At 66.9% G+C, this 23,867-nt stretch carries 21 protein-coding genes; 2 read left to right on the top strand and 19 right to left on the bottom strand.

The features are described from left to right. Positions 1-23 precede the first annotated feature (23 nt). The 16 genes from AC3WMR_RS19065 to AC3WMR_RS19140 form a co-directional block, all read right to left on the bottom strand. Positions 24-1,160, bottom strand: coding sequence for a hypothetical protein (locus AC3WMR_RS19065; RefSeq protein WP_492266353.1), 1,137 nt, complete (start codon positions 1,158-1,160; stop codon positions 24-26). Further along, positions 1,153-2,877: an ATPase, T2SS/T4P/T4SS family gene (locus AC3WMR_RS19070; RefSeq protein ID WP_492266352.1), complete on the bottom strand. Its 1,725-nt coding sequence runs from the start codon at positions 2,875-2,877 to the stop codon at positions 1,153-1,155. Before AC3WMR_RS19070 ends, AC3WMR_RS19065 begins: the two co-directional genes overlap by 8 nt. Next, complete coding sequence (locus tag AC3WMR_RS19075; protein WP_492266351.1) at positions 2,874-3,332, bottom strand: hypothetical protein; 459 nt, start codon at positions 3,330-3,332, stop codon at positions 2,874-2,876. Before AC3WMR_RS19075 ends, AC3WMR_RS19070 begins: the two co-directional genes overlap by 4 nt. A 25-nt stretch (positions 3,333-3,357) precedes the next feature. Continuing rightward, a complete protein-coding gene (locus AC3WMR_RS19080; protein WP_492266350.1) occupies positions 3,358-4,677 on the bottom strand; it encodes a type IV pilus inner membrane component PilO in 1,320 nt (439 codons plus the stop codon). Positions 4,678-4,702: 25 nt separating this feature from the next. Next, entirely contained in the window at positions 4,703-6,292 is a 1,590-nt protein-coding gene (locus AC3WMR_RS19085) for a hypothetical protein (protein ID WP_492266349.1), read from the bottom strand. Then, positions 6,289-7,116 (bottom strand): TrbG/VirB9 family P-type conjugative transfer protein, encoded by an 828-nt coding sequence (locus tag AC3WMR_RS19090; RefSeq protein ID WP_492266348.1) that lies wholly within the window; start codon positions 7,114-7,116, stop codon positions 6,289-6,291. Before AC3WMR_RS19090 ends, AC3WMR_RS19085 begins: the two co-directional genes overlap by 4 nt. A gap of 152 nt (positions 7,117-7,268) precedes the next feature. Next, complete coding sequence (locus tag AC3WMR_RS19095) at positions 7,269-8,609, bottom strand: extracellular solute-binding protein (protein ID WP_492266347.1); 1,341 nt, start codon at positions 8,607-8,609, stop codon at positions 7,269-7,271. Between the two features lie 4 nt (positions 8,610-8,613). Further along, positions 8,614-9,870, bottom strand: coding sequence for a D-amino acid dehydrogenase (locus AC3WMR_RS19100; protein WP_492266346.1), 1,257 nt, complete (start codon positions 9,868-9,870; stop codon positions 8,614-8,616). 205 nt (positions 9,871-10,075) lie between these two features. Continuing rightward, a complete protein-coding gene (locus AC3WMR_RS19105; RefSeq protein ID WP_492266345.1) occupies positions 10,076-11,122 on the bottom strand; it encodes a CDP-6-deoxy-delta-3,4-glucoseen reductase in 1,047 nt (348 codons plus the stop codon). Positions 11,123-11,177: 55 nt separating this feature from the next. Then, positions 11,178-11,546 (bottom strand): aspartate 1-decarboxylase, encoded by a 369-nt coding sequence (gene panD / locus AC3WMR_RS19110; protein ID WP_025135192.1) that lies wholly within the window; start codon positions 11,544-11,546, stop codon positions 11,178-11,180. 305 nt (positions 11,547-11,851) lie between these two features. After that, a complete protein-coding gene (locus AC3WMR_RS19115) occupies positions 11,852-12,724 on the bottom strand; it encodes an MOSC domain-containing protein (RefSeq protein WP_492266344.1) in 873 nt (290 codons plus the stop codon). Positions 12,725-12,858: 134 nt separating this feature from the next. After that, the gene (gene thpD, locus AC3WMR_RS19120; protein WP_175192652.1) at positions 12,859-13,782 is read right to left on the bottom strand and encodes an ectoine hydroxylase; all 924 of its coding nucleotides are present in this window, start codon (positions 13,780-13,782) and stop codon (positions 12,859-12,861) included. Between the two features lie 15 nt (positions 13,783-13,797). After that, complete coding sequence (locus AC3WMR_RS19125) at positions 13,798-14,202, bottom strand: ectoine synthase (protein WP_025135189.1); 405 nt, start codon at positions 14,200-14,202, stop codon at positions 13,798-13,800. Then, on the bottom strand, positions 14,199-15,506 hold the full coding sequence (ectB, locus tag AC3WMR_RS19130; RefSeq protein ID WP_263913712.1) for a diaminobutyrate--2-oxoglutarate transaminase: 1,308 nt from the start codon (positions 15,504-15,506) through the stop codon (positions 14,199-14,201). The genes AC3WMR_RS19125 and ectB overlap by 4 nt, the downstream gene beginning before the upstream one ends. A gap of 126 nt (positions 15,507-15,632) precedes the next feature. Continuing rightward, the gene (ectA, locus tag AC3WMR_RS19135) at positions 15,633-16,193 is read right to left on the bottom strand and encodes a diaminobutyrate acetyltransferase (RefSeq protein WP_175192653.1); all 561 of its coding nucleotides are present in this window, start codon (positions 16,191-16,193) and stop codon (positions 15,633-15,635) included. After that, positions 16,190-16,738, bottom strand: a complete 549-nt coding sequence (locus tag AC3WMR_RS19140; protein WP_175218601.1) for a MarR family winged helix-turn-helix transcriptional regulator — start codon at positions 16,736-16,738, stop codon at positions 16,190-16,192. The genes ectA and AC3WMR_RS19140 overlap by 4 nt, the downstream gene beginning before the upstream one ends. A gap of 310 nt (positions 16,739-17,048) precedes the next feature. Between AC3WMR_RS19140 and AC3WMR_RS19145 the strand changes: the two genes are divergently transcribed. Then, positions 17,049-17,939, top strand: a complete 891-nt coding sequence (locus AC3WMR_RS19145) for a MurR/RpiR family transcriptional regulator (protein ID WP_492281584.1) — start codon at positions 17,049-17,051, stop codon at positions 17,937-17,939. A gap of 38 nt (positions 17,940-17,977) precedes the next feature. Beyond that, positions 17,978-19,318, top strand: a complete 1,341-nt coding sequence (locus AC3WMR_RS19150; protein ID WP_492266342.1) for an aspartate aminotransferase family protein — start codon at positions 17,978-17,980, stop codon at positions 19,316-19,318. 105 nt (positions 19,319-19,423) lie between these two features. Here the strand turns inward: AC3WMR_RS19150 and AC3WMR_RS19155 are convergent, their stop codons facing one another. The 3 genes from AC3WMR_RS19155 to parC all read right to left on the bottom strand — a co-directional run bounded on the left by AC3WMR_RS19155 (position 19,424) and on the right by parC (position 23,866). Further along, positions 19,424-20,713: a DUF418 domain-containing protein gene (locus AC3WMR_RS19155; RefSeq protein ID WP_492266341.1), complete on the bottom strand. Its 1,290-nt coding sequence runs from the start codon at positions 20,711-20,713 to the stop codon at positions 19,424-19,426. Further along, the gene (locus tag AC3WMR_RS19160; protein ID WP_492266340.1) at positions 20,710-21,357 is read right to left on the bottom strand and encodes a TetR/AcrR family transcriptional regulator; all 648 of its coding nucleotides are present in this window, start codon (positions 21,355-21,357) and stop codon (positions 20,710-20,712) included. The genes AC3WMR_RS19155 and AC3WMR_RS19160 overlap by 4 nt, the downstream gene beginning before the upstream one ends. Before the next feature lie 187 nt (positions 21,358-21,544). Continuing rightward, on the bottom strand, positions 21,545-23,866 hold the full coding sequence (parC, locus tag AC3WMR_RS19165) for a DNA topoisomerase IV subunit A (RefSeq protein ID WP_492266339.1): 2,322 nt from the start codon (positions 23,864-23,866) through the stop codon (positions 21,545-21,547). Position 23,867 lies beyond the last annotated feature (1 nt).

Below are 23,867 nucleotides of genomic sequence, written 5' to 3' on the forward strand. Positions count from 1 at the left end.
TACCGCAATGAGTCCTGCCGCGATCAGCGGCTGGCATAGAAATTCGTGAGCGCCAGGCGCAATTCGTCGATGACGGCGTAGTGCCACAACGTGATGGCCAACGCGGTGGCGACCGAACCGATCAGCAACGCCCAACGCAACACGGCAGCCTGCAGGCGTACCCGCGCCAGCAGCCGGGATTCGACCCGGTGCCGCACGCGCTCGAGCCCCGCCTCCATGCCTAGCGCCCCCATCATGTCCGCCATGAACCACCAGGTTTCCGGGTCCAGCAGGCCGGTATCGAAGATCTGCGCGTCCGTCGCGCCGGCGTCGATGCGCATCAGCATGCGTTCCAGATGCATGGCCAGCCAGGCCTGCGCGCCCCGCCCCTGCACGGTGAGCGCGCGCCGCAGCCGCGTATCGGCGGCGCCGTGCTGGCGCACCAGCACGGCCAGCAGGGACAGAAAGCGGATGGCCTGAAAATCCCGGTGCAGGCGCCAGATCAGCCGCTTGTCCAGCCAGGCCCGGGCCTCCCCCGTGTAATGCGGCAATGACCACAGGGTCAGCCCGCCCAGGCCCGCCACCAGGACCAGCCACGGCGCCAGCCACTGACGGGCCGCCGCGGCCAGCGCAAACAGCGCACGGGTCTGCCGGCCGTAGTCTTCTGCCGGCAACGCCTGAAATACCTGCTGCAGGCGCGGCGCGGTGAACAACGGAATGGCGCAAAGCATGGCCAGCGCCACCACCGCGGCCACCACGCCCGCGGCCGCGGTGGACACCAAGGCAAAGCGCGCTTCGGCAGCCAGCCTGGCCGCCCGCGCCAGATCACGCAGCGCGGCGGAAAGATCGCCGCCCTCGTCCTGCACACAGGCCAGCAGCAGGCATTCCGCCGCAGGCAAGGTGCCCTGCCAGGCCGCGCCCAGATCGCCGCCGGCATCCTGGTAGGCCCCGGCCCAATACTGCGACAGGCGACCACGGGCGGTACCGGGACCGTAGCGGCGCGCATCGTCCTCGAACAGGTCTCGCAGGGTCCGGCGGCCCTGCAGTCCGTCGATCAGGTCGGCCAGGTATTCGTAGTAATCGGCGCGGTGCGGCAGAAAGCGCCATGCATCCCAGCGCAGGCCCAGGTTGATGTTGAAATGCCGGCGCCAGGCCAGGGCCCGCAGTAGAGAGTCAGCCATGCGGGGCCTCCGGCCGGCCGGCCACGCCACCGGGCAGCGCCAGATCGAAACGCCGGGGCAGTGCACGCGGATCCACTTCGCCCTGGGCAACTTTGAACAGCGCGCTGTTGAGCGCCTTGGCGCCGCGTGTGGCTTCGTCACGCCAGGAGGCGTCGGGCACCGCCCTGGCCGCGGGCCGCAATGGCCCATAGTCGCGTCTGCGCACGCAGTCCAGGAAGCCCGCTGCGCGTTCCGGCTCGATCATTTCCGCCGCCACGCTGCGCCCGATCGTGCCGTTCAGGTCGGGCATGTGCGGCCGGCGGCAATCGGCGCAGCCGTCCGGGTTTCGCACCTTGAGCGCGGCCGCATCGAGCAGGAAGGTACGCGTGAGGACAGCCATCCAGTTTCGCCAGTGCTCGGCTTGGCCGGGGGCATGGCGCCGCTGCGCCGGGCCCCAGAGCTGGGCGGCGGGCAAGGCGCAGGCCGGGCACAGCCTGGGCAGCAGCGTCTGGTAGACCAGCAGTTTGAGAATGCCGGGCGCTGCCAGCAGCTCGCGCGAGACGCCGACGGCCTCGGACGCCAACCGCTCGGGGATCATTGCCGCAGACCCCGCATGCGTGGTGGCGTACAGGCTGATGCCGGAACTGGCCAGGTCCATGAAGGCGCGGCCGGTGTCGATATCGCGGATTTCGCCGATCAGCAGATCGTTCAAGGCCGAGCGCTTGATGGTCTTGAGCTTGGCGTCGAACGCGGGCCAGCCGGACACGGCCAGTGCGCCGCCCAGGCTGTTCTGCAACGCGTTGCCGATGACATATTCGACCGGATCTTCCAGCGTGATGACCTTGCGGGTGGGTTCGATGCCGCGCATCAGTGCGGCCAACGTGGTGGACTTGCCTGCCCCCACGACGCCGGCCAGCACGATGGCGCCGCCCTCGCGCTCACGCGCGCCCAGCAGGGTCGCCACCTGGCCGGGAAGATAGCCAAGCGCGTGCAGGTCTTGCCCGCCCGCAGCGTCCAGCCGCAGGATGCGCAGGCATACCGAAGGCCCGGCATCGGTGGCCAGTGATGCCCACCGCAACACCACCGGCGTACCGGCCAACTCCAGCGCGATGCGTCCCTGTTGTTCCAGCGCGGGATCGAACACCGCGCCGTTGCCGCCCCGCACATCCATCCAGGCCACGGCCAACACTTCCAGCAAGGTGGCGTTGGACAAGCCGGAGAATCGTTCCGCAACGACGTATTCACCATGAATGGTGTAGCGGATCTCGCAGCCATCGCGCCGCTGATTCACGTTGATGTGCACATCGCTGGCACCCTGGGTAACCCCCCACGCGACGATGTCCAGGAACAACGCCGCCAGCGCCGAAGTGCGTGCAGCCTGTCGGCTGCCGTCGCGCCGCGCCAGGCCCTGGACGGCCAGCTGGCCGCGCGCGACCATCAGCAGCAATGCGGCCGGCAGTAGATAGCGTGACGGTTTGGCAAGACGGTATCCCTGCGCCCGCACCATGCGTTCGACCTCGTCGATGGCGTCCCCCACGCAGAATTCCTTGACGGCGAAGATCGCGACATCGCCGTTTTCCAGCAATACCGGACATAGCCGGCCCGCCATCGCGGCAAGGTCGAACTCGCGGCCCAGGGCCCGCGAGAACGCGGGGTCAAGCCGCGCGATGTCTTCGGGCGCATCGAGCGGGCAAATGGCGGCGCCCAGCGCGCCAGGGAAAGCGGAAGGCGTATTCATGGCGCGGGGCTCCCGGCGTCCAGGCACGCGCGGACATCTCGGTCGTCGCGGCGCAGCCGCACACAACCGCCGTCGACCGCCACCAATTGATACGCTTGCGCCACCCGGGCGCCGGCCACCGGCGCAGCCCGGCCTGTCTGGTAGCGCAACAAGGCGCCATTGACGAGCAGGTCGACCTGCAGATGCCGCGCCACGCCGAAGATGGCCGCCACGCGCACGTCGTCGGGAACCGGCGCGGGCATGGGCGCGCGCGAAGCCGCTGCGCCGTTGGCCGGGCAGATGCCCGGCACCCGGCATTCGGTGAGCGCGGCGGCGGCGTCGGCGCGCAACAGGGTGCGCACCGTCTCGGCTTCAGGCCACGCCTGCGGGTCGGCCGCGTCAACGGCGGGCTGCGCCTGCGTCCCGGCGGCCCACGCCGCGGCGCCCGCGACAGCCCATACCCCGCGCCATGGCATGGCACGGCAAGACCGCCGCCAAAGGTTATTCCTGTTCATAGAGGACTCCCTGCAGTTCTGCGACCAGCGTGCTTGCAGCGAGGCTGGAGCGAAGTTGAGGCTGGATGTTCAAGGCCAGCCGGGACCAGTGCGCCACGCCAAGGCGGCCCGGCAACAAGGCAAACGACCGCAGGGGTCCGGCGAGCGTGATCGCCCGGGAACGTATCGCGGACGTCGGCGCGGCGGCGGCGGACGCCGCGGCCACGCCTGCGGCTGCCGGCAGCGCAAGCACCGCGGGCGCCATGAAGATCGAACTGAACGCCGGCCGCAATTGCTGCAGCGTCACGGCCACGCCGGTATCGACCTGCAAGGGTGTGGGCAGCGGCAGATCGGCCAGGGTCCTGGCATCGGATGCCACCTGCCAGGAGAGCGAGGCGTCTTCGAGCGGATTGAACGACACGCGCCAGCCACGAGGCAGCCGGGCGAAGAGGCCCTGGTTGGTCGCCTGCGGATGCACCCTGGCGTAATCGGCGCGGCAGGTCCAGTGCCGGGCCTGCGCATCGCACTGCGCGCGCCGCAGGGCCCACCCCTGGACTTCGATCGGCACCTTCACCAACCCCACCAGCACGCGGGCGATTTCATCGGGGCCATGGGCCGGAATCGCGCTCAACAGGGCAAGCCGTGCGCGGGCGGCAACCTCGGCCGCTTCCTGCGGCGCGACAGACGGCGCCGTGATGCGCGGATGCGGCGCAAGGCATTGCCGCCACAAGGCAGGCGCAACCACGGACAGCGCGAGGCACGCCAGGAACAGGCGCAAGGCCCGCGGCAGCGCGCTCCAGCGCGACGGCAGCACGACCAGTTGTGCGGCGGCATCTCCCATCGGCAGCAACGCGGCATAGACTTCGTCGCCGTCGCGGCCCGGCAACTCGGGCCGCGCGAGCAACAGGCGGGCATGCTCGCGCAGCGCCTCGTCGTGCGACCCGAACAGACGATCTGCCTGCGACAGCACCATGCCGGCATAAGCCGCCACCAGCCAATACTGCCCATCCGGCAGGCAAACCAGGCTGTGGCCGCCATCGGGGTAGCGCAGCGCGAATAATTGAGCGGCCGCCAACCAGCGTGGCGCGGGTTTGCCAGCGCCCGCGCGGCGCCAACGCCATGCCCGGCGCACCGTGCCGCGGCCGTACCCGGCGACCGTGGCGGGCGAGCCTGCCACGACGTAATGCGTCGCTCGCAGACGGCGGCCGCGCGAACGGGCCAACGCGGCCACGTCGGTGCCGATCAGCGCGTGCCAGCGCAAACCGAACGCCAGCGCACGATCCGTGCCAGGGCAGTCGACAAGAAGGATTTGCGGTGCGCGCGTCATACCAACGTCCTGGAGAGTGAGGGCATCAGAAACCTTCTTCGACCTGGGCCGTGACCAGGATCAGGGTGGTCACGCGCTCGGAGGTGGCGCTGTCCTGGCCACCCGCCACCAACGGTGCCCCCGGTGTCAGGCGCTGGCGGTCATGCTGATCCTGGCTGCGGTCAAAGCCGGAGACGATGACGGGCTGACCGGGCCGCAGTTCGATCTGTTGCACGGTGCCATTGCCGTCCACCGTGATCTGCTGCACCTGGACCTGGTTACCCCGTTCGCCGAAGGTGACCGTTTTCAAGGGCTGGGCCACCGCGTTGTCGTAGGCGATGGACAGCAGGATCTGGCCGTCTTCCTGGATATCCGGCACCAGCGTCAGGAACGAACCGACGGTTTCTTCTTTCTGGCTGATGGACACCGCGGGCAACGAGCTGTTGGCGCCGTCGGCCGTCATGCCCGGCACGGCCGTGCTCTGGACGCGGTCGATATACGAGAACGTGGTGCGCACGGCGTGCGTGACGGGCCGGCGGTTCAGGGTCAGCACAGGCACCCTGCTGTGCCGCACGACTGCCCCCGAGGCGCTGAGCGCGGAAAGAATGGCCCGGGACGCATCGAAAGGACCGCGGCCGGCAGCCACTTCCAGTGCCCCGGCGCCGGCTACCGGCATGGCCGGCATGGCCAGGCGTGCCGCGCCCCCTGCCGCCGCATAGACCGCGTTCCAGTCGATGCCGCCAGAAGCCGAATCGCGGGAAATCACGGTGATTTCTTCGAACACGAGCCTGACCCGGCGCGTCAACGCCTTGTTCTCGCGCTCGAAATAGCGCCCTACCCGTTCGAGGGCCTCGGGCGTGTCGGTGATGACCAGCGCCGTTTCGCCTTCGACCGGATCGGCGATGACGCCCGAACGGGTCAGGAATGCCTGCGCGTGCGCACGCAGGATGGCCAATGCCTTGTGTTCGCCGCCCGACAGCGATGTGCTGGAGGTGTTCTCGAAGCCTTCGGCCTCGGCCCGGCCCGCGCGGCCCAGGCGGACATCCACCTTGCTGGCCAGCGACAAGGCGCGCAGATCGAAGACCCGGGTATCGGTGCGGTAGAACTCGAGCGCGTTGTGTTCATAGCGCCAATGCACGGAATAGCGCGCCGCCACGACATCGAGCAGGTCGGCCAGCGGTTGCGCGCCGGCGCGGACTTCAAAGCGTTGTGCAACAGAAGCATCCAGGGCGCCATTGACCGCCAGGCGCGGCAGGAACAGATCCAGCGGCAGCAGCGCATCGGGGCGGACACGCACCGGCATGCCTGTGGCCGCGGCCAGCCGCTGGGCCACCGTGGACAAGTCGGCATCGTCGGCCAGCATGAGGGTGGTCTGCACGTTTTCGCGCAAGGCCGGCGGCAGGGAGACCTCTCGCGCCAACGGTTGCGGCTTGCCAGCAAGCCAGGGCGTGGCCACCTCTTGGGCGGACTGCCGGGTATTGCGGTCAGTAAGACTGTCGGCAAACGCCTGGTGGCGCGCGCCAGCGTCGGCCTGTTTGCGCTCGGCAGCGCGGCGCAGGTCAGTGACCTGCTGGGTCAGTGCGCACCCGGCGAGTTGGGCGAAGAGCGCCAGGATGATGAGCGGGCGGCGGTTCATGCGGCCCCCGGGGTAGCGATAGACCGGGTGCACGACTGCGCCAGCGGCACGACGCGCAATACCCGATTGCCATAGAAGCAAGGCTGCAGCGGTTTGTCCGCCAACTCGGTCGAGGCAAGCAAGCCGCGCACTGCGGCCTTGAAATCGCCCGGGAAATCAGCCGTGGCGGCCAGCGGGATATCGACATCGACCGCCCAGTGCTGCGGCTGGAAGGTCCAGCCCGCTGCATCCGCCCAGCGTGCCAGCACGGCACGCAAGGTGGCATCGGGCGGCGCGGCGCGAAACGGCGACACGGCGGCCTGTGGCGGCGACGCCGCCGAGGCAACCGCCAGGGGTAGCGCAGCCTCTGCCTCCGGCGGGTGCAGGGAAGCCAGCGGCCCGCCTTGCGCCTGCCCGGCAGGAATGGCGAGCGCCGCCGGCGACGCCGATGCGGCCGGCGCGCTGCCAAGCACCGCGACATCCTGCCCGCGTTGCGCGCGCGCCGACAAGCGACCGCCACGAAACGCCAGCGCGCGCCAGCCGCCGGCCAGGACCACGTAGGGCTCGCGACGCACATAAGGCAAGGCGCGCTCGCCATCGGGCCCCACGCCGAAAATGGCGGGCAGCGCCTGGCCCGGCGCGAACTGCAGCCAGGTTTCGCGGCCATCGTCGAACACCTGCATGGGTGCGACGGCGGGATCGCCGGACAAGCGCCAGTCAAAGCGAAAGCCTTGCGCGGCCGGCCCGGCAGCCTGCCAGGACGTGCTGGCCGAGCGCGAGGCCAGCGGCAACGCGCAGCCCGACAGACCGGACAGACCCACCGCCAATAGGAGTATTCGAACCATGCTTCACCGCTAGCAAAAGGCGAACCGGAAACGGATCGCGGTGTAGCCATGGTGGAGCAAGGCCAGTCGCCGCAACAGACTGGCATGTACGCAGGGCGAAAAAAAGCCCGGTTCGAAAACCGGGCTTTCTGGCCTTGCAGGCGGCGCGATGCTTAACGCTGAGTCGCGATGCTGCGGGCCTGGTTGGCCGCGTTGTTCAGGGCCGAGACCGGGGGGGTCTTGCCTTCCAGCGCGTCGTTCAACTGCTGGTTGAACACGGGCTCGATGCGGTCGTAGTTGGCCATGCGGAAACCGCGGCTGTTGGCGACCGGACGCGTGCTCATGGAAGCCACCACGGCTTGGGCGCCGGGAATGCTCTTGTAGAACGACACATCGGATGCACGGAACGCAGCTTCAGTCAGCGGCAGGTAGCCGGTGCGCTGGTGCCATTCCGCTGCGATGACGGGCTTGGACAGCCAAGCCAGGAACTGCGCCGTGGCCTTTTCTTCGGCTTGCGGACGACCTTCAAGCGCCCACAGCGCCGAACCGCTCACGAACGGCTGGCCGCCGGTCTGGGTGGCCTGGTCGTAGTAAGGCAGCGGCGCCACGCCGAACGACAGGCCCTTGGTGTTCAGGAACTGGCCGAACGAGCCCGAATTGCCAGTCAGGACCGCGCATTCACCCTTGGCAAAAAGCTTGTCCGAGGTGTTGTCGGCCGAGTGTGCCATGAACAGCAGCGAACGCTTCCAGCTGACCATCAGCGAGATGTGGCGCATGTAGAGCGTGTCGAACTGCATGGCAGGCGCCGCGCTCTTCTTGGTGACCGCATCCAGGCCGTTGTTGTTGCTGGTGAACTGCTGGTTGTTCACGGGCGCCAGGTTTTCCAGGTGGATCGACACCTGGTCGCTGGAGGCGTAGGGGCAGTCAAGATCGGCCACGTCGCGCAGCTTGAGGAGTTCGCCTTGCAGGGCGGTCCAGGTGCGCGCGGGCTTGTTGGGGTCAAGACCCGCCTTCTTGTAGGCAGCGGTGTTGTAGAACATCACCGGCACTTCGGCCATCCAGGGGAAGGCCAGCAGGCGGCCCTTGCCGTCGCGGATGAAGCTGCTGGTGGCCGGCACGAACCAGTTCAGGTCCTTGACGGGGTACTTGGCCAGCAATTCGTACATCGGCAGGATGGCCTTGTGCTCGGCCACGACTTCCGGCGAATGGTTGTCGTTCAGTTGCACCAGGTTCGGGGCCTTCTTGGCCTTGACCGCGGCGGTCGCTTCCTGCTGCAGGGCGGCTTGCGAATCGAAGCCGCGCAGGGTCACTTTGACCTGGTCCTGCTCTTTGTTGTACTGCTTGGCCAGCTTTTCGAATTCGGCCTTGTTGGCCTCCGGCAGCGTGTGCCAGACCTGGATCTCGACAGGCGCGGCATTAGCCGCGCCCGCTACCGCCATGGCGGCGCCAAACACCCATGCCCGCCGGCTGGCGAACATCGCGCGGGCAACGCCCGCCAATTGCAATTTCTTCATAGGTTCATAGACCAAGAAAAGGGAATTCCGGTTCTGGGCGACGCCCGCTGAGCAGGTCTGCCAGAGCCCGGCCCGAGCCAACGCCCATCGTCCAACCGAGAGTACCGTGTCCGGTATTGATATACAAATTGGGGATACGGCTGCGGCCGACGATAGGCACGTTCGAGGGGGTGGACGGGCGCAAGCCCGACCAATAACTGACGCGCTCGAAGTCGAGCGCGTCGGGAAAGAGTTCGCGGGCCAGCCGCGTCATGGCTTCGCAGCGGCCGGTATTCAGGCCGCGGGAATAGCCGGACAGTTCGGCGGTGCCCGCCATGCGCAGGCGATCGCCCAGGCGCGAAAAAACGACCTTGTGGCTGCTGTCGGTAAGACTGACCGTCGGCGCGCCATCGGCCTTCAAGACCGGGAAAGTGGCCGAGTACCCCTTGGCGGGATACACGTTGCAGGGGATGCCCAGCGGGCGCAGCAACGACGGGCTGAAACTGCCCATGGCCACCACGTAGGCGTCGGCGGCCAGGGTGCCGTAGCGGCCGTCGGGTTCGATGAGTTCGACGCCCTGCACCGCGCCGCCCTGGGTGATCAGGCGCGTGACGCGGGTGCTGTAGCGGAATTCGACGCCGGCCCGCGCGCAGCGCTCGGCCAGGGCGACGGTGAACAGATGCACGTCACCGCTTTCGTCTTCGGGAGTGAAATCGCCGCCGACGATGGTATTGCGGTGCGGCGCCAGGGCCGGCTCGATGGCAATGACCTCATCGGTGGACACCACGCGGCGTTCGACGCCGAAGTCGCGCATCAGGCCGGCGGCCCGTTGTGAGTTTTCGAATTCGTGCGGATCGCGGTAGAAATTGAGGATGCCGCGCTCGAGGTGGTCGTATTCGATGCCCAGCTCAGTGCGCATGCTGCGCAGGGTGGCGCGGCTGTATTCGGCCATGCGGACCATGGCGCGGATGTTCGGCGCCAGGCGACCCGGCAGGCATTCGCGCAGAAAGGCCAGGCCCCACATCCATTGCCGCCAATCCAGCTGCGGCCGGAACAATAGCGGGGCGTCGTCCTGGAACATCCATTTGAGCAGTTTCAGGGGCGCTTGCGGGTTGGCCCAGGGTTCCGCATAGGACACGGATATCTGGGCGCCGTTGGCAAGGCTGGTTTCCTGGGCGGGTCCGGTGCAGCGGTCGATGACCACGACGTCGTGGCCTGCCTGGCTAAGCCACCAGGCGCTGGAGATTCCGATGATGCCGCTACCCAATACCGCTACTTTCATGCCCGCATTGCTCCTTGCGTACCCACTGGGTCCGCGGACACGATGTCCGCGCCCCGCGGCAAGCCGCTGCCAAGGTGACATCGCAGTTTACCCCGACGTCCCGCCCTCGCCTACGGCTGAAAACATCAAAAAAAGGGGCGGAATCGGTCAGCCTGGATCACGCTGCCGATTCGCCCCTTTTTGCTTGCTCACGCCCCGGGATGGATCAGGGCGCGGCTTTGGCCAGGTCGGCCTCGGACGTGAAGGCGTCCGCGTAGAACTCTTCGGGCGGCAGGCCGCGCTGGGCGCTGAATTCGCGCCGGGCGGCATCGACCATGGGAGGCGCGCCGCAGGCATAGACCTGGTACCCCGACATATCGGCGATGTCGTGCAGCACGGCCTCGTGGACGAAGCCGTCGCGGCCGGTCCAGTTGTCTTCCTGCAGCGCGTTGGACACCACGGGCACGTAGCGGAAATCCGGCAGCGCCTCAGTCCACGACTGCGCCAGCGCATCCATGTACAGGTCGCGCGGGCGTCGTCCGCCCCAGTACAGCGAGACCGGGCGGCGGATGTTCTTGTGGATCATGTGTTCCACGATGGCCTTGACGGGTGCGAAGCCCGTGCCGCTGGCCAGCAGGATGATGGGCTTGTCGCTGTCTTCGCGCAGGAAGAACGAGCCGAACGGGCCCTCGAGGCGCAGGATTTCGCGCTCTTTCATCTGCGTATCGCCGGCGCCGAACACGTGGTCGGTGAACAAGCCACCCGGCATGTGGCGGATGTGCAGTTCCAGCGGGCTGCCGGTATGCGGCGCGCCGGCCATCGAATAGCTGCGGCGGCGGCCGTCCTTCAGGATCACTTCGATGTATTGGCCGGCGTAGTAGCGGAACTGCTCGGAAGCCGGCAATTGCAGCTTGAGCACGGTGACGTCGGGCGCGGCGCGCTCCAGGGTCTGCACGCGCGAGGGCAGCTTGCGGATCTGGATGTCGCTGGCCAGGCGGACCTCGGTGGATTCGACCACCAGGTCGGAAGCGGGCCGCGCCTGACAGAACAGGGTGTAGCCGTCGGCCAGTTCCTCGGGCGACAGGATCTGCGCCGGGTATTGGCCCGCGTCGAACTCCCCGGACACCACTTTGCCCTTGCAGGTGGAGCAGGCGCCGTTGCGGCAGCTGTAGGGCAGGACGATGCCCGCGGCCAGGGCGCCGTCGAGCACGGTCTGGCCGGGCTCGACCGGGAATTGATGCTTGCTGGGTTGAATGATGACCTGGAAGCTCATGATGAAACGTATCAGGGTTGACGGAGCGCCCCCTGGCGCTCCGCCCGGCCCGGCCTCAGGCCGGGAACTTGCGGATTTCCTTGACGCGGTTGGCGTCGTCCACCAGCACGACCTGCGGCTTGTGGGTGGCGGATTGCTCTTCCGACATCGGCCCGTAGGTGCAGATGATCATCAGATCGCCGACCTGGGCGCGACGCGCGGCGGCGCCGTTCAACGAGATGACGCCGCTGCCGCGGGCCGCCTTGATGATGTAGGTGTCGAAGCGTTCGCCGTTGTTGATGTTGTAGAGCTCGATGCGTTCGAACTCGCGCATGCCGGCAGCGTCCAGCAGGTCTTCGTCGATGCCGCACGAGCCTTCATAGTGAAGATCGGCTTCGGTGACCGTGACGCGGTGGAGCTTTGCCCGCAGCATGATGCGTTGCATGATAGAAATATCCTGGTTTCGCGTACCGGCGCGCGAAGTGATGCAATGAATGCGAATACGCCTGCGGGCGGGTAGTCCCGCGGGCCAAGAACCGCGCGGCACCCGGTTTCTGCCGTCGGAAGCCGGTATTCTATATTTTTTGCCGCAATGGAACGCCCTGCCGGCCGGTCCAAAAGCCACTTGGCGGCGTTTGCCATCCAAAATGGCAGCATTGGCCATCGTCATGGCCCGAAAACGTCCACCGCTCGGCGGGCACTCGCCCTGGCGAAAGGGATTGAACCGGCCGGGCCAGGCCCGGCCCGATGTCAGAAGTCCAGTTCGATCTCGACCCTGTCGCCCACCTTCAGGCGGGCGCCGGCAGGCGCATCGACGATGGCATTCTGGCCGAACACCACCCCGATATCCAGGTTGCGATAGCCCGCCAGCGTACGGCCGGGTTCATCGTGCTGCACGGCGGTGCGCTGGTCGATATCGGGAATCGAGCAGCGGGTGCACGGCTTGACGAACGCCATGCCGACCGGGCCGGCGGTGATCATGGCGGTGTGGTCTTCCTCGAAGGCTTCCCATTCCCCCTGCACGACGATATTCGGCCGGAAACGGTCCATCGGCACCGGCGCCACGCCCTTGGCCTGCAACCGGGCGTTCAGGTCGTCCAGCGACGCCTGGTTGGCCACCAGCAGCGGGAACCCGTCGGCGAAGCCGAAGAAATGGTCGCCGCTGAAGGTATCCGCCAGGTCCGGGTGACCGTCGGTCCACTTGTCCACCCATTCGGGCTTGGCGGGTCGGGCCGCGGCCTCGTCCACCTTGTACAGGCGGCATGGCGTCTTGAGGAAAGCCGTGCACCACTCGGCCGCCGCCTCGCTTTCGCGGCGCGCGTCGATGAAGTCCTTCCAGACGCCCACCGATTCCACGCCAGCTTGCAGGCCGGAACCATCCAGCGGCACATCCAGATCCGTCATGCCGGGCGCCGACAGCCGCAGCGAATCGGCGGTCAGCGCGGTGCGTATCAGCGCCATGGCGGGCCATTGGCGCTGCGTCATGAACTGGCCGTCGGCCCCGATCACCATCCAGCGGCGGTCATGCGCCAGGCCGGCGCGATCCACTGGCGACTCGGCCAGATCGATACCGGCACAGGATTTGATCGGATAGATATGCAGGCTGAGGATGCGGGCGGACATGGCAAAGGATGCAGGCGTGGAAAAGAGCGGCAAAGCATAGCGGATGGACGAAAAAAAGCCCAGGCGGACCTGGGCTGAGAGAATGAAGCCCCCCACGGGGGGGGCAGCAAGCGCAAAGCGCGGCGTGGGGGCCCTCAACCTACCAATTTCAGGGCATCCAGCGGCGTCACCGCCTTGAACGCCTTGCGCGTGGCGATGTGCTCGGGGCGCGGGGTCAGGCCGTACTTGGGCGGCTCCAGCGTGTTTTCCATGCTGTTGTAGACCATGAACACGTTCGACCGGGGCCACGGCGAGATGTTGCTGTTCGAGCCGTGCATGGTATTGCAGTCGAAAAACACCACCGAACCGGCCTTGGCGGTCATCGAGCGGATGCCGCCCTGCTCGACCAGCAATTGCAGGCTGACCGGATCCGGCACGCCATATTCCTGCTTCTTCAGCGATTGCTTGTAGTGCTCGTTGGGCGTTTCGCCGACGCAGGAAATGAACTGGCGGTGCGACCCGGGTACCAGCATCAGCGGGCCGTTGCAGTCGTTGTTCTCGGTCAGCAACACCGAGCAGCTCAGGGCGCGCATCGATGGCATGCCGTCTTCCACGTGCCAGGTCTCGAAATCCGAATGCCAGTAGAACTCCTTGCCCTTGAAGCCAGGCTTCATGTTGGCGCGGGACTGGTGGATATAGACTTCGGACCCCAGAATCTGGCGAGCCACGTTGACCAGCCGCGGATCACGCACCAGGCGCGCCAACACGGGGTTCAGCACGTGCACCATGAAGATGGAACGCACGGCGTTGCTGCCGGGCTCGGTGATCGATTCCTCGCGGCGGATGATCGACGGGTCGCGCGTCATACGCTCGACCTCGGCCGACAGCGCGCGCACTTCGGCTTCCGAGAACAGGTCTTCCAGCAGCAGAAAGCCGTCGCGCTCGTAAGAGCCGATCTGTTCGCCGCTCAGGGCGTTGGCGTAGCTGCCTTCGCCGTAGACCACGGGGTCCTGGCGGGAAATGATGGCGGAACTTCGATCCGTACGGGAGGCGTACGGATCCTGTGCAGGTGAGATCATGCGAACCTCCTTGTATCAGGCCGCTTTCGCGTGGGCTTCAGGCAAGGCGTAGACGCCCTCTTTGTCGTGCACTTCCTGGCCCGTCAGCGGCGGGTTGAAGACGCAGATGACCCGCAGCGGCTCCTTGCCGCCGCACAGCCAGTGCTCGTCGTGCTCGTTCAGGGCGTAGACCACGCCAGGCCCCAGGTCGTATTTCTTGCCGTCGGCGATGGTCTCGATCGAGCCGTCGCCTTCGATGCACCACACCGCTTCCAGGTGATTCTTGTAGTGGATATGCGTGCGGCCACCGGGGAAGATGGTGGTCTCGTGGAAGGAAAATCCCATGCCGTCCTTTTTCAGCAGCACGCGGCGGCTGACCCAGGTATCGGTGCGGACTTCATCGGCGGTGCCGATCACATCTTTGACATTGCGTACGATCATTGACGTTTTCCTCCAAATTTGAGAATGCGGGCGGACTGCCCTTCTTCGGCCAGCGCGTCGGCCACGCTGGCCTCGATCACATCCAGGCCCTTGGTGAGCAGCTCTTCCTCGATGGTCAGGGCGGGCAGCAGCTTCAGAACTTCGTCATGCGCGCCTGACGTTTCGATGACCACGCCGCGCTTGAACGCGTTGGCGGCGATGCGGTTGGCCAGCGCGGGCGTGCTGTTGCACACGAGGCCCTGGATCAGGCCGCGGCCGCGCACCGACAGGCCGGCGTTGGGGTAGCTGTGGACCAGGTTTTCCAGCCAGTCGCGCACCAGGCGTTCCTTGCGCTGGATGTCCGCGGTGAATGCGGTGTTGGCCCAGTAGGTTTCCAGTGCCTGCGTCGCGGTGACGAAGGCCAGGTTGTTGCCGCGGAACGTGCCGCTGTGCGCGCCCGGCTTCCAGATGTCGAGCTCGGGCTTCATCAGCACTAGCGACATCGGCAGGCCAAAGCCCGATAGCGACTTGGACAGCGTGATGATGTCGGGGCGGATGCCGGCGGCCTCGAAGCTGAAGAACGTGCCGGTGCGGCCGCAGCCGACCTGGATATCGTCCACGATCAGCAACATGTCGTGGCGCTTGCACAGCTTGTCCAGTTCCTTCAGCCAGCGCAGCGTGGCCACGTTGACGCCGCCCTCGCCCTGCACTGTTTCCACGATGACGGCGGCTGGCTTGTCCATGCCGCTGCTGGGATCTTCCAGCATGCGTTCCAGGTAGGCCATGGTGTCCACGTCCGGCCCGAAGTAACCGTCATAGGGCATGAAGGTGGTGTTGGCCAGCGGGTAGCCGGACGCATCGCGGAACTTCATGTTGGCCGTCACTGCCAGCGAACCGCCGCTGACGCCGTGAAAGCCGTGCGTGAAGGAAATCACATTGGGCCGCCCTTTGACCTGGCGCGCGATCTTCAGGGCCGCCTCGACCGCATTGGTGCCGGTGGGGCCGGTGAATTGCAGGGTGTATTGCCAGTTGCGCGGCTTGAGCAGCACGCGGTCGACGGTCTCGAGGAATTTCTTCTTGGCGCTGGTGGCCATGTCCAGGCCGTGGACCACGCCATCGGACTGCACGTACTCGAGCAGTTTTTCCTTCAGCACCGGATTGTTGTGGCCGTAGTTCAAGGTGCCGGCGCCGCTGAAGAAGTCGATGTATTCGCCACCGTCCTCGTCGACCAGCGTCGAGCCCCTGGCCTGGCTGAAGATCACGGGGAACGAACGGATGTAGCCCCGTACTTCCGACTCCATCCGGTCAAAGATTTTCAAGTCCATGTGATTAATCCTCCCTTTCATCTCATAAGTTGACAGACGGCCAGAGCCCCTCCGCATGCGCGCCAGGCGCATCCGGATCAGAACAGCCATCCCGGTTTTCGATAAGGACCCGCAGGGTTCCCGGCCTTACGGCGCGGGCAACGTGAACGGGCCTATCCTCAACAACATCTCGTCGTCGTGGTCCGCGCCGCCGAACAATTGCCGATCAAAGAAGGGCTGTTCGGAAACGTGGGCGCCCAGCTCGCCGGCCAGGCCGGAGAAGGTGCGGCGCGATGCCTGGTTGTCAGGCGCCACCGTGGTTTCAAGATGACGAACATGCTCGAGCCCCTTGCGTCGCAAGAGCTCCCGAAGCATGGCGCGGCCTAACCGTTGGCCGCGTGCGCGGGTGTGCACGGCAACCTGCCAGACGAACAACACGTCCGGCTTGTCGACAAGCACGTAAGCGGAGATAAATCCATCGATGCGTCCTCCGGCGCTTTCGGCCAGGACGCAGGTGCCGCGGTTGTGCTCGCACAGGAGCAGGTACGCGTATAGGGAATTCACATCGAGTGGCGGGCACTCGGAGATAAGCTGGTGGATCGCGGCGCCGTCTTTGCGGCGGGGCTCACGCAGGAGATGCGTTTCGCTGCCCGCCGCCGGCGCCACGGCACTTGAGTTGATGGGGTCGATCAGTTCGTTTGTTCTCATACAACCAGTCCCGATTCGGGAGGCGCCCCGCCGGTGGGCACCTCGAGGATGGGCGACGACACGTCGCCATGGGTATCCGTTGCGACCCCGCTCTCTTCTTCCATGAGCGCCACGATGCGCTCGAGCGACAGCGTGATGGTGGCCTGCTCCAGCTCGGGCAACGCGTTCAGCGCATCAGCCAGGTGCTTTTGCAGCGGCGACGGCGCCTGCTGGGCAAGCTCGCGGCCGGCGTCGGTGGCGGTCACGAAGACGATGCGGCGGTCTTCGCGGCCGCGTTCGCGGCGGATCAGGCCCTTGTCTTCCAGGCGGTCGAGAATGCCGACGACCGTGCTGGGGCTGACATGGATTTCGCGGCTGATCGCGGTGGCCGTCAGCGGGCCGTTGGCGATGACCGTGCGCAGGCACATGAGCTGCGGCGCCGTGATGTGGCTGACCGCAGACAACTGGCGCGAATGCAACGCGATGGATCGCGTGATTCGGCGCAGTGCCCGCAAAATGCGCAGGTCGTACTGCTGCGAGGGGTCGGTTACGGTCTGTTTATTCATGACTGAATTAGTTCAGCTAAATTGATTTCTATACGAATGATATGGGTGACCTATCCCTGTGTCAAACCCGATCACCGGCCATTTTGTAATCATTTCCGCGCTATTTGTCGGCATGTCCCCAAGGGCGTTCCCAGGGGGACAGCCACGTTACGGTTTGTCGGAGTTGTCGTACAGTTCGCAAATAAAACATCTGTTTTTTACTTGGATATAGATGTAGCATTTGTTTTATATCGTTCTGGTTCCCGACGCCATCGTGACAACCGCCCTGCAAGAACATCTGCGCGAGATCAGCGCCACCCTGCCCGCCGAAATGCAGCGCGCAGCACGTTGGGTGCTGGCCAATCCGGCCCAGGTCGGGCTGTGGTCGATGCGCCGGCAAGCGCAGGCCGTCGGCGTGTCGCCGGCCACCATGCTGCGGCTGGCCCGCGCGGCGGGGCACGACAGCTACGAGGCCTTTCGCGCCCCATTCCAGCGTGCGCTGGCCGGTGCGTCGGACGCCAGTCTGCGTGACCGCGCGGCGCGTTTGCAGGCTTCGCACGCGGGCCAGGCTGGCGGCCGCGGCCACGACACCCTGACGCAATTGCAAACCGAGGCCATGGCGTCGATCTGGCAAGCCAATGACGAAGCCGCGTTCGACGCGGCTGTCGCTGCGCTGCTGGCCGCGCGCCAGGTCGGTTTCCTGGGCACGCGATCGGCATTCGGCATCGCCTTCCAGATGCGCTACGCCTACCACCTGCTGCGCCGCAACGGCATCCTGATCGACGGTTTGGGTGGCGCGTCAGCTGAAGACGCCGACAGCCTGCAGGAAGGCGATGCGCTGGTGGTGATTTCGCAAGCGCCGTACCCGGCAGCCACCGTGCGCCTGACCCGCCAGATCGCCGCCCGCGGCGTCACGGTCCTGGCACTGACGGACAGCGTCAAGAATCCGGTGGCGCAAGCGGCAGACCACGTGCTGCGATTCACACGGCCCGACGATCCGGCGGCCGAGGACAGCAGTCCCGAGGCGCCCGCGCAGCGCGGACCGGGCTCTTTCTTTCATAGCACTGCCGGCCTGTTGGGCCTGGCCGAACACCTGATCGCGCGCTTGGCGGCCCGCGGCGGCGACGCCGTGCTGCAACGCCTGGCCGATATCGAAACCCGCCTGCAAGCCGACGGCGCCTATTGGCGCGAACCGACGCGCAGACGCCGCGTCGCCCCTTAGCCCTTCCCCCGCTTCCCACGCCACTGGAGACCCCAGCCATGACCCGCACCCGCGTTCTACACCGTTCCCTGCGCAGCACGCCGCCCGTCGCCGTGCGCGGCCAGGGCGTCTGGCTCTATGACCAGGAAGGCCGCGCCTACCTGGATGGCTCAGGCGGTGCGGCGGTGTCCTGCCTGGGGCACAACCATCCCGACGTGCAGGCGGCAATGCATGCGCAGATCGATGCGCTGGCCTATGCCCACACCAGTTTCTTCACGACCGAGGTCGCCGAGGAACTGGCCGGCATGCTGGTCGCCGATGCCCCTGCCGGCACGTCGCACGCGTATTTCGTGTCGGGTGGCTCGGAAGCCATCGAGGCCGCGCTGAAGATGGCGCGCCAGTACTTCGTCGAAATCGGCCAGCCGCAGCGCCGCCACATCGTGGCGCGGCGCCAGAGCTATCACGGCAACACGCTGGGGGCCTTGGCGGTGGGCGGCAACGCCTGGCGCCGCGCCCAGTTCGCGCCGCTGCTGATCGATGTCGAACACGTGTCTCCCTGCTACGCCTACCGCGACCAGCGCGCCGGTGAAACCGACGACCAGTACGCCGACCGCCTGGCACAAGAGCTGGACCAGGCTTTTGAACGGCTGGGCTCCGACACCGTGATGGCCTTCGTGGCCGAACCCGTCGTGGGCGCCACATCGGGCGCCGTGACGGCCGCGCCCGGTTATTTCCGCCGCATCCGCGACGTCTGCGACCGCCACGGCGTGCTGTTCATCGCCGATGAAGTCATGTGCGGCATGGGCCGCACCGGCACCTTGTACGCCGTCGAACAGGAAGGCGTGACGCCCGACCTGATCACCATCGCCAAGGGCCTGGGCGGCGGCTACCAGCCGATCGGCGCCGTCATGGCGCAGGAACGCATCGTGCAGGCCATCCAGCAAGGCAGCGGTTTCTTCCAGCACGGCCATACCTACCTGGGCCACGCGATGGCCTGCGCAGCGTCGCTGGCGGTGCAGCAAGTGATCCGGCGCGACAACCTGCTGGCGCGAGTACGCACGCAAGGCGAGGGCCTGCGCCAACGCCTGCAGCAGGCGCTGGGCGAACATCCGCACGTGGGCGATATTCGCGGGCGCGGCCTGTTCATGGGCGTGGAACTGGTGCGCGACCGCGCCAGCAAACAGACCTTCGACCCGGCCGTGACGCTGCACGCGCGCATCAAGCGCGAAGCCATGGCGCGCGGCCTGATGGTCTACCCCATGGGCGGCACCATCGACGGCCGCCAGGGTGACCACGTGCTGCTGGCCCCGCCCTTCATCATCTCGGACGACGAGCTGGACCAGTTGACCGAGCGGCTGGCCGGCGCGATCGACGCGGCCATCGCCGACGCCGGGCGCTGAGACGGCTGCCGGAAGACACCTGGCTGGCGCCGGATCGACCTCACCGCCCCTGCCGGTGCGGCGGCGCCGTCCGGCTCAGACCCGGGCCGCGCCCCAGAGGCCGGCCTAGCCGCCCCGCTCCGCGGGCAAGCGGCGCCAGGCCGGCCACGCGCCAATGGTCAGCGCGCGCAAGAACCATTCGACCGGGCCGTAGGCGTGGCGGCGCAGCCACCAAGCCGACAACGGCAACTGCGCCGCGAACAGCATCGTGGCAATCAGCAGCGTCATGCCCGGCGACACGCTGCCGGACAGCCGCAGCCCCCACGCCGTGAACAGCCCCGCACACACCACCGATTGCATCAGGTAGTTGGTCAGAGCCATGCGGCCGGCCGGCGCCAGCCAGCGCGCCAGGCAGGCGCCGGGACGCGTGCGCATCGCCAGCAGCAAGGCCGCAGCGTACGACATGCTGAGCAACGGCGCGGTAAACAGGTCTGCGGCCAGGCCCAGCGTTTCCCACACCCGTGCCGTATCCAGGCTGGTGGTCGCGTAGAACGCGGACCCCGCCAGCCCCGGCAATGCGCCCAGCGCGCAGAGCAGCCACAGCACGCGCGGCTCGCGCCACGGGTCGGCCAACGCCTGCCTGCGTCCCAGGGCGTAGCCCACCAGGAACATCGCGAACACGAACGGGCCCTGCACCAGCACGACGGTGGCCCAGGTGACCGAGGTCAACTCTTGCCAGTGCCGGGCGATGGTGGTCATGACCGTCCCGCGATAGGCCTCGATCGCCGCCAGGGCGTCGGCGGCGGACACCTTGGCCGCGGCGCGGCTGAACGTCTCGGTGCCGGCCGGATCGAGCAGGCTCAAGGCGCCCAGCGCCGCCCAGGCCAGCGATACCAGCCCGATCAGCCACAACGCCCGTTGCAACGCGCGGCCCGGCTCCATGCCGCGGCAGGCCATCAATATCAGGCCCAGCAGCGCATAGGTCAGCAGGATGTCGCCCTGATAGAACAGCACGGCATGCGCCAGGCCCAGCGCCGCCAGCCCCAGTAGCCGCCTGAAAAAACGCGGCGCGAAGGCGGCCCCGCTGCGTTCGGCCGCGGCCATCTGCAACGTGAAGCTGTACCCGAACAGGAACGAGAACAGCAGGTAGAACTTGGTCTCGAACAACCACGCGACCAGCCAACCCACCAAGTGGTCCTGCGGCCGCGAGAAGTCGGGATGGGGAATCCCGCTGGCGTAGAAGGGTGAGGCGAACACGCCGATATTGACCACCAGGATGCCGAAGAGCGCGAAGCCGCGCAGCGCATCGACGTGCGCCAGGCGTTGGGGTACGGCTTGCGCGCCGCCCTGCCGCCCCGGCCATCCCGCCTCGGGCACTGGTCGCGCCGTCTGCGGCGCTTGCACAGGCGTACTCATGCGCCCTCTCCCGTCGTGCCTTTGCCCGTTTTGCCGTTGCCCGCCGATAACGGCGGCAGGCACCCTTGCAACGCGCCATCGAGCAGCCGGCCGCCCGCAGCCGCATCGAATCGGGGGTCGACCACCGACCGGCTGTAGACACCATCGAGCAGCAACAACAGCATGTCGGCCATTTCCGCGACGGGCCGCGGCAGCGCGTCGGGCGGCAGCAGGCGCCAAACGGCCGTCAGCAACGCCGTCAGCGCCGCTTTGCGTTCGGCTTCGTTGGCCATGACCAGGGCGTGAACCCGTGGATTGCGCACCGCTTCGGCCAGCACCTCCATACCCAGGCGCACGAAGGCAGGGTCCTGGTACTGCGCCAGGTTGTCGCCGATCCAGCGGGTCAGGGCCGCGCGCGCATCGGGTTCGGCGTCTGCACCTTGCTGGCGTTCGCGCAGCGCCTCGGTGTCCGATGCGATCAGGGCCTCGATGATCTCGGCCTTGCTGGCGTAGTAATGGAACAGGTTGCCCGGGCTCATGCCGGCGCGCGCGCAGATCTGCGCGGTGGACGTGGCGTGAAAGCCGTGTTCGGCGAAGCACTCGGCCGCGGCGGCCAGTATCTGGCGGCGACGCTCGTGCTGCCTGGCGGGGTCTATTTTTCGCATGAGGGTGAGGCGGCGCGGTCCGTGAATCGTGGATTTTATTAATAGACTGATTGGTCTATCTATTAAATATCACCCACCTCCCCGAGGTCAAGCCTGCCACGCCGACGACAGGCACAGCCCCCACCGCGCCAAAAAAAAGCGGCGCCCGCAGACGCCGCCTTCATGGATGCCGCGCATCCCGCCGCGATCAGCCTAGCACGGGCGACAGCAACGGCTGCTTGGGCCGCACATCCAGCGCCCGCCCCTTGCGAGCACGCTTGCCGACATAGATGGCCAACGCGTCGCCGACCAGGATGTCTTCGGTGTGCTTGTTGCGGTAGATGCCCGCGGCGCGCAGGCCGAGCGCACCGATCGGTACGGTCTGGTCGAGCTTGTCCGCGCCATCCAGGCCCATCAGGATGGTGCCGCGGCCGCCGCCGGACAGCGCCTTGACCTCGTCCAGGCCGAACACCAGGAACTTGCCCTTCTGCGACAGCAAGGCCAGTTGCTTGGCGCCATCGAACAAGGGCACGGGGTGCAGCAGTTCATCGCCCGCTTCCAGCGTGATGAACTGCTTGCCGGCGCGTTGGCGGCTGATCATGTCCGACAGCTTGGCCGAGAAGCCATAGCCGCCTCGCGTGGCCAGCAGCCAGCGGCTGTCGGGCGCCGCCGCGATGGTGTGCACGATGCGCGAACCGCTTTCCAGGTCGATCATGGTGGTGACCGGCTGGCCGTCGCCGCGCGCCGACGGCAGGCTGGCCACTGGCACCGAATAGACCCGGCCGTTGTCGCCCATGGCGATCAGCGTGTCGGTGGTACGGCATTCGAAGGCGCCGTACATGTCGTCGCCCTGCTTGAAGGCGAATTGCGACTTGTCGTGGCCGTGACCCTGGCGGGCGCGCAGCCAGCCCTTTTGCGACACCACCACGGTAACGGGTTCGTCCAGCACCTTGGTTTCGAGCACGGCGCGTTCGGCCGTTTCGATCAGGGTGCGGCGGTCGTCGCCATACTGCTTGGCGTCGGCCTCGATTTCCTTGATGAGCAGGCGCTTGAGGGTGTTGGGGTTGTCCAGCAGCTCTTGCAGACCGATCTGGTCCTTGCGCTTTTCTTCGAGTTCTTTCTCGATCTTGAAGCCTTCCAGGCGTGCCAACTGGCGCAAGCGCATTTCCAGGATGTCTTCGGCCTGGCGCTCGGACAGCTTGAAGCGTTCCATCAGGGCCGCGCGCGGCTCGTCGGATTCGCGAATGGTCTGGATGACCTCTTCGACGTTCAGGTAGACCACCATGCGGCCTTCCAGCACGTGGATGCGGTCGATGACCTTGTCCAGGCGGAAGCGGGTGCGGCGCACGACGGTATTGGTGCGGAATGCCAGCCATTCGACCAGGACGTCGCGCAGGCCCTTCTGGCGCGGACGGCCATCGGTGCCGATGCAGACCAGGTTGACCGAGGCGCTGCTTTCCATGCTGGTCTGGGCCAGCAGGGTGTTGACGAATTCGTCGCGATCGACGCGCGAAGTCTTGGGTTCGAACACCAGGCGCACCGCGGCATCCTTGCCGGATTCGTCGCGCACGGCGTCCAGCAGATTCAGCATCACGGCCTTGGCCTGGGATTGCTCGGGGGTCAGGCTCTTCTTGCCGCTCTTGACCTTGGGGTTGGTGATTTCCTCGATTTCCTCGAGCACCTTCTGGCCCGACGTGCCCGGGGGCAGTTCGGTGACCACCAACTGCCACTGGCCGCGCGCCATTTCCTCGAACGTCCAGCGGGCCCGCACTTTCAGCGAACCGCGCCCGCCCGCGTAGATCTGCGCAATATCGGCAGCGGGGGTGATGATCTGGCCGCCCCCGGCGAAATCGGGGCCCGGGATCATGCCGTAGAGCTCGGCGTCCGGCAGTTGCGGATGCTTGATCAGCGCCACGCAGGCCTGGGCGACTTCGCGCAGGTTGTGCGGCGGAATTTCGGTGGCCATGCCGACCGCGATGCCCGATGCGCCGTTGAGCAGCATGACGGGCAGGCGTGCGGGCAACATCTGGGGCTCTTGCTGGCTGCCGTCGTAGTTGGGCACGAAATCGACCGTGCCTTCGTCCAGTTCGTCCAGCAGCAGCTTGGCGATGGGCGTCAGGCGCGCTTCGGTGTAACGCATCGCGGCGGCGTTATCGCCATCGCGCGAACCGAAATTGCCCTGGCCGTCGATCAGCGGATAGCGCAGGGAAAAATCCTGCGCCATGCGCACCATGGCGTCGTAGGCCGCCTGGTCGCCGTGGGGGTGGTACTTGCCCAGCACGTCGCCCACGACGCGCGCGGACTTCACGGGCTTGGCGCCTGCAGCCAGGCCCATGGCCTGCATCGCGTACAGAATGCGGCGCTGCACGGGCTTTTGCCCGTCGCCCACGTCCGGCAGGGCCCGGCCCCGCACCACGGATACTGCGTAGTCCAGATAGGCCTGTTCGGCATAGCGCGCCAGGGTGATGGCGGCATCGCCGCCCTCTTCGGGCGCGGCGTCGAACAAACCGTGTTGATTGCTGTCGGTCATG

It is taken from the genome of Achromobacter sp. FW305-C-28, assembly GCF_058783235.1.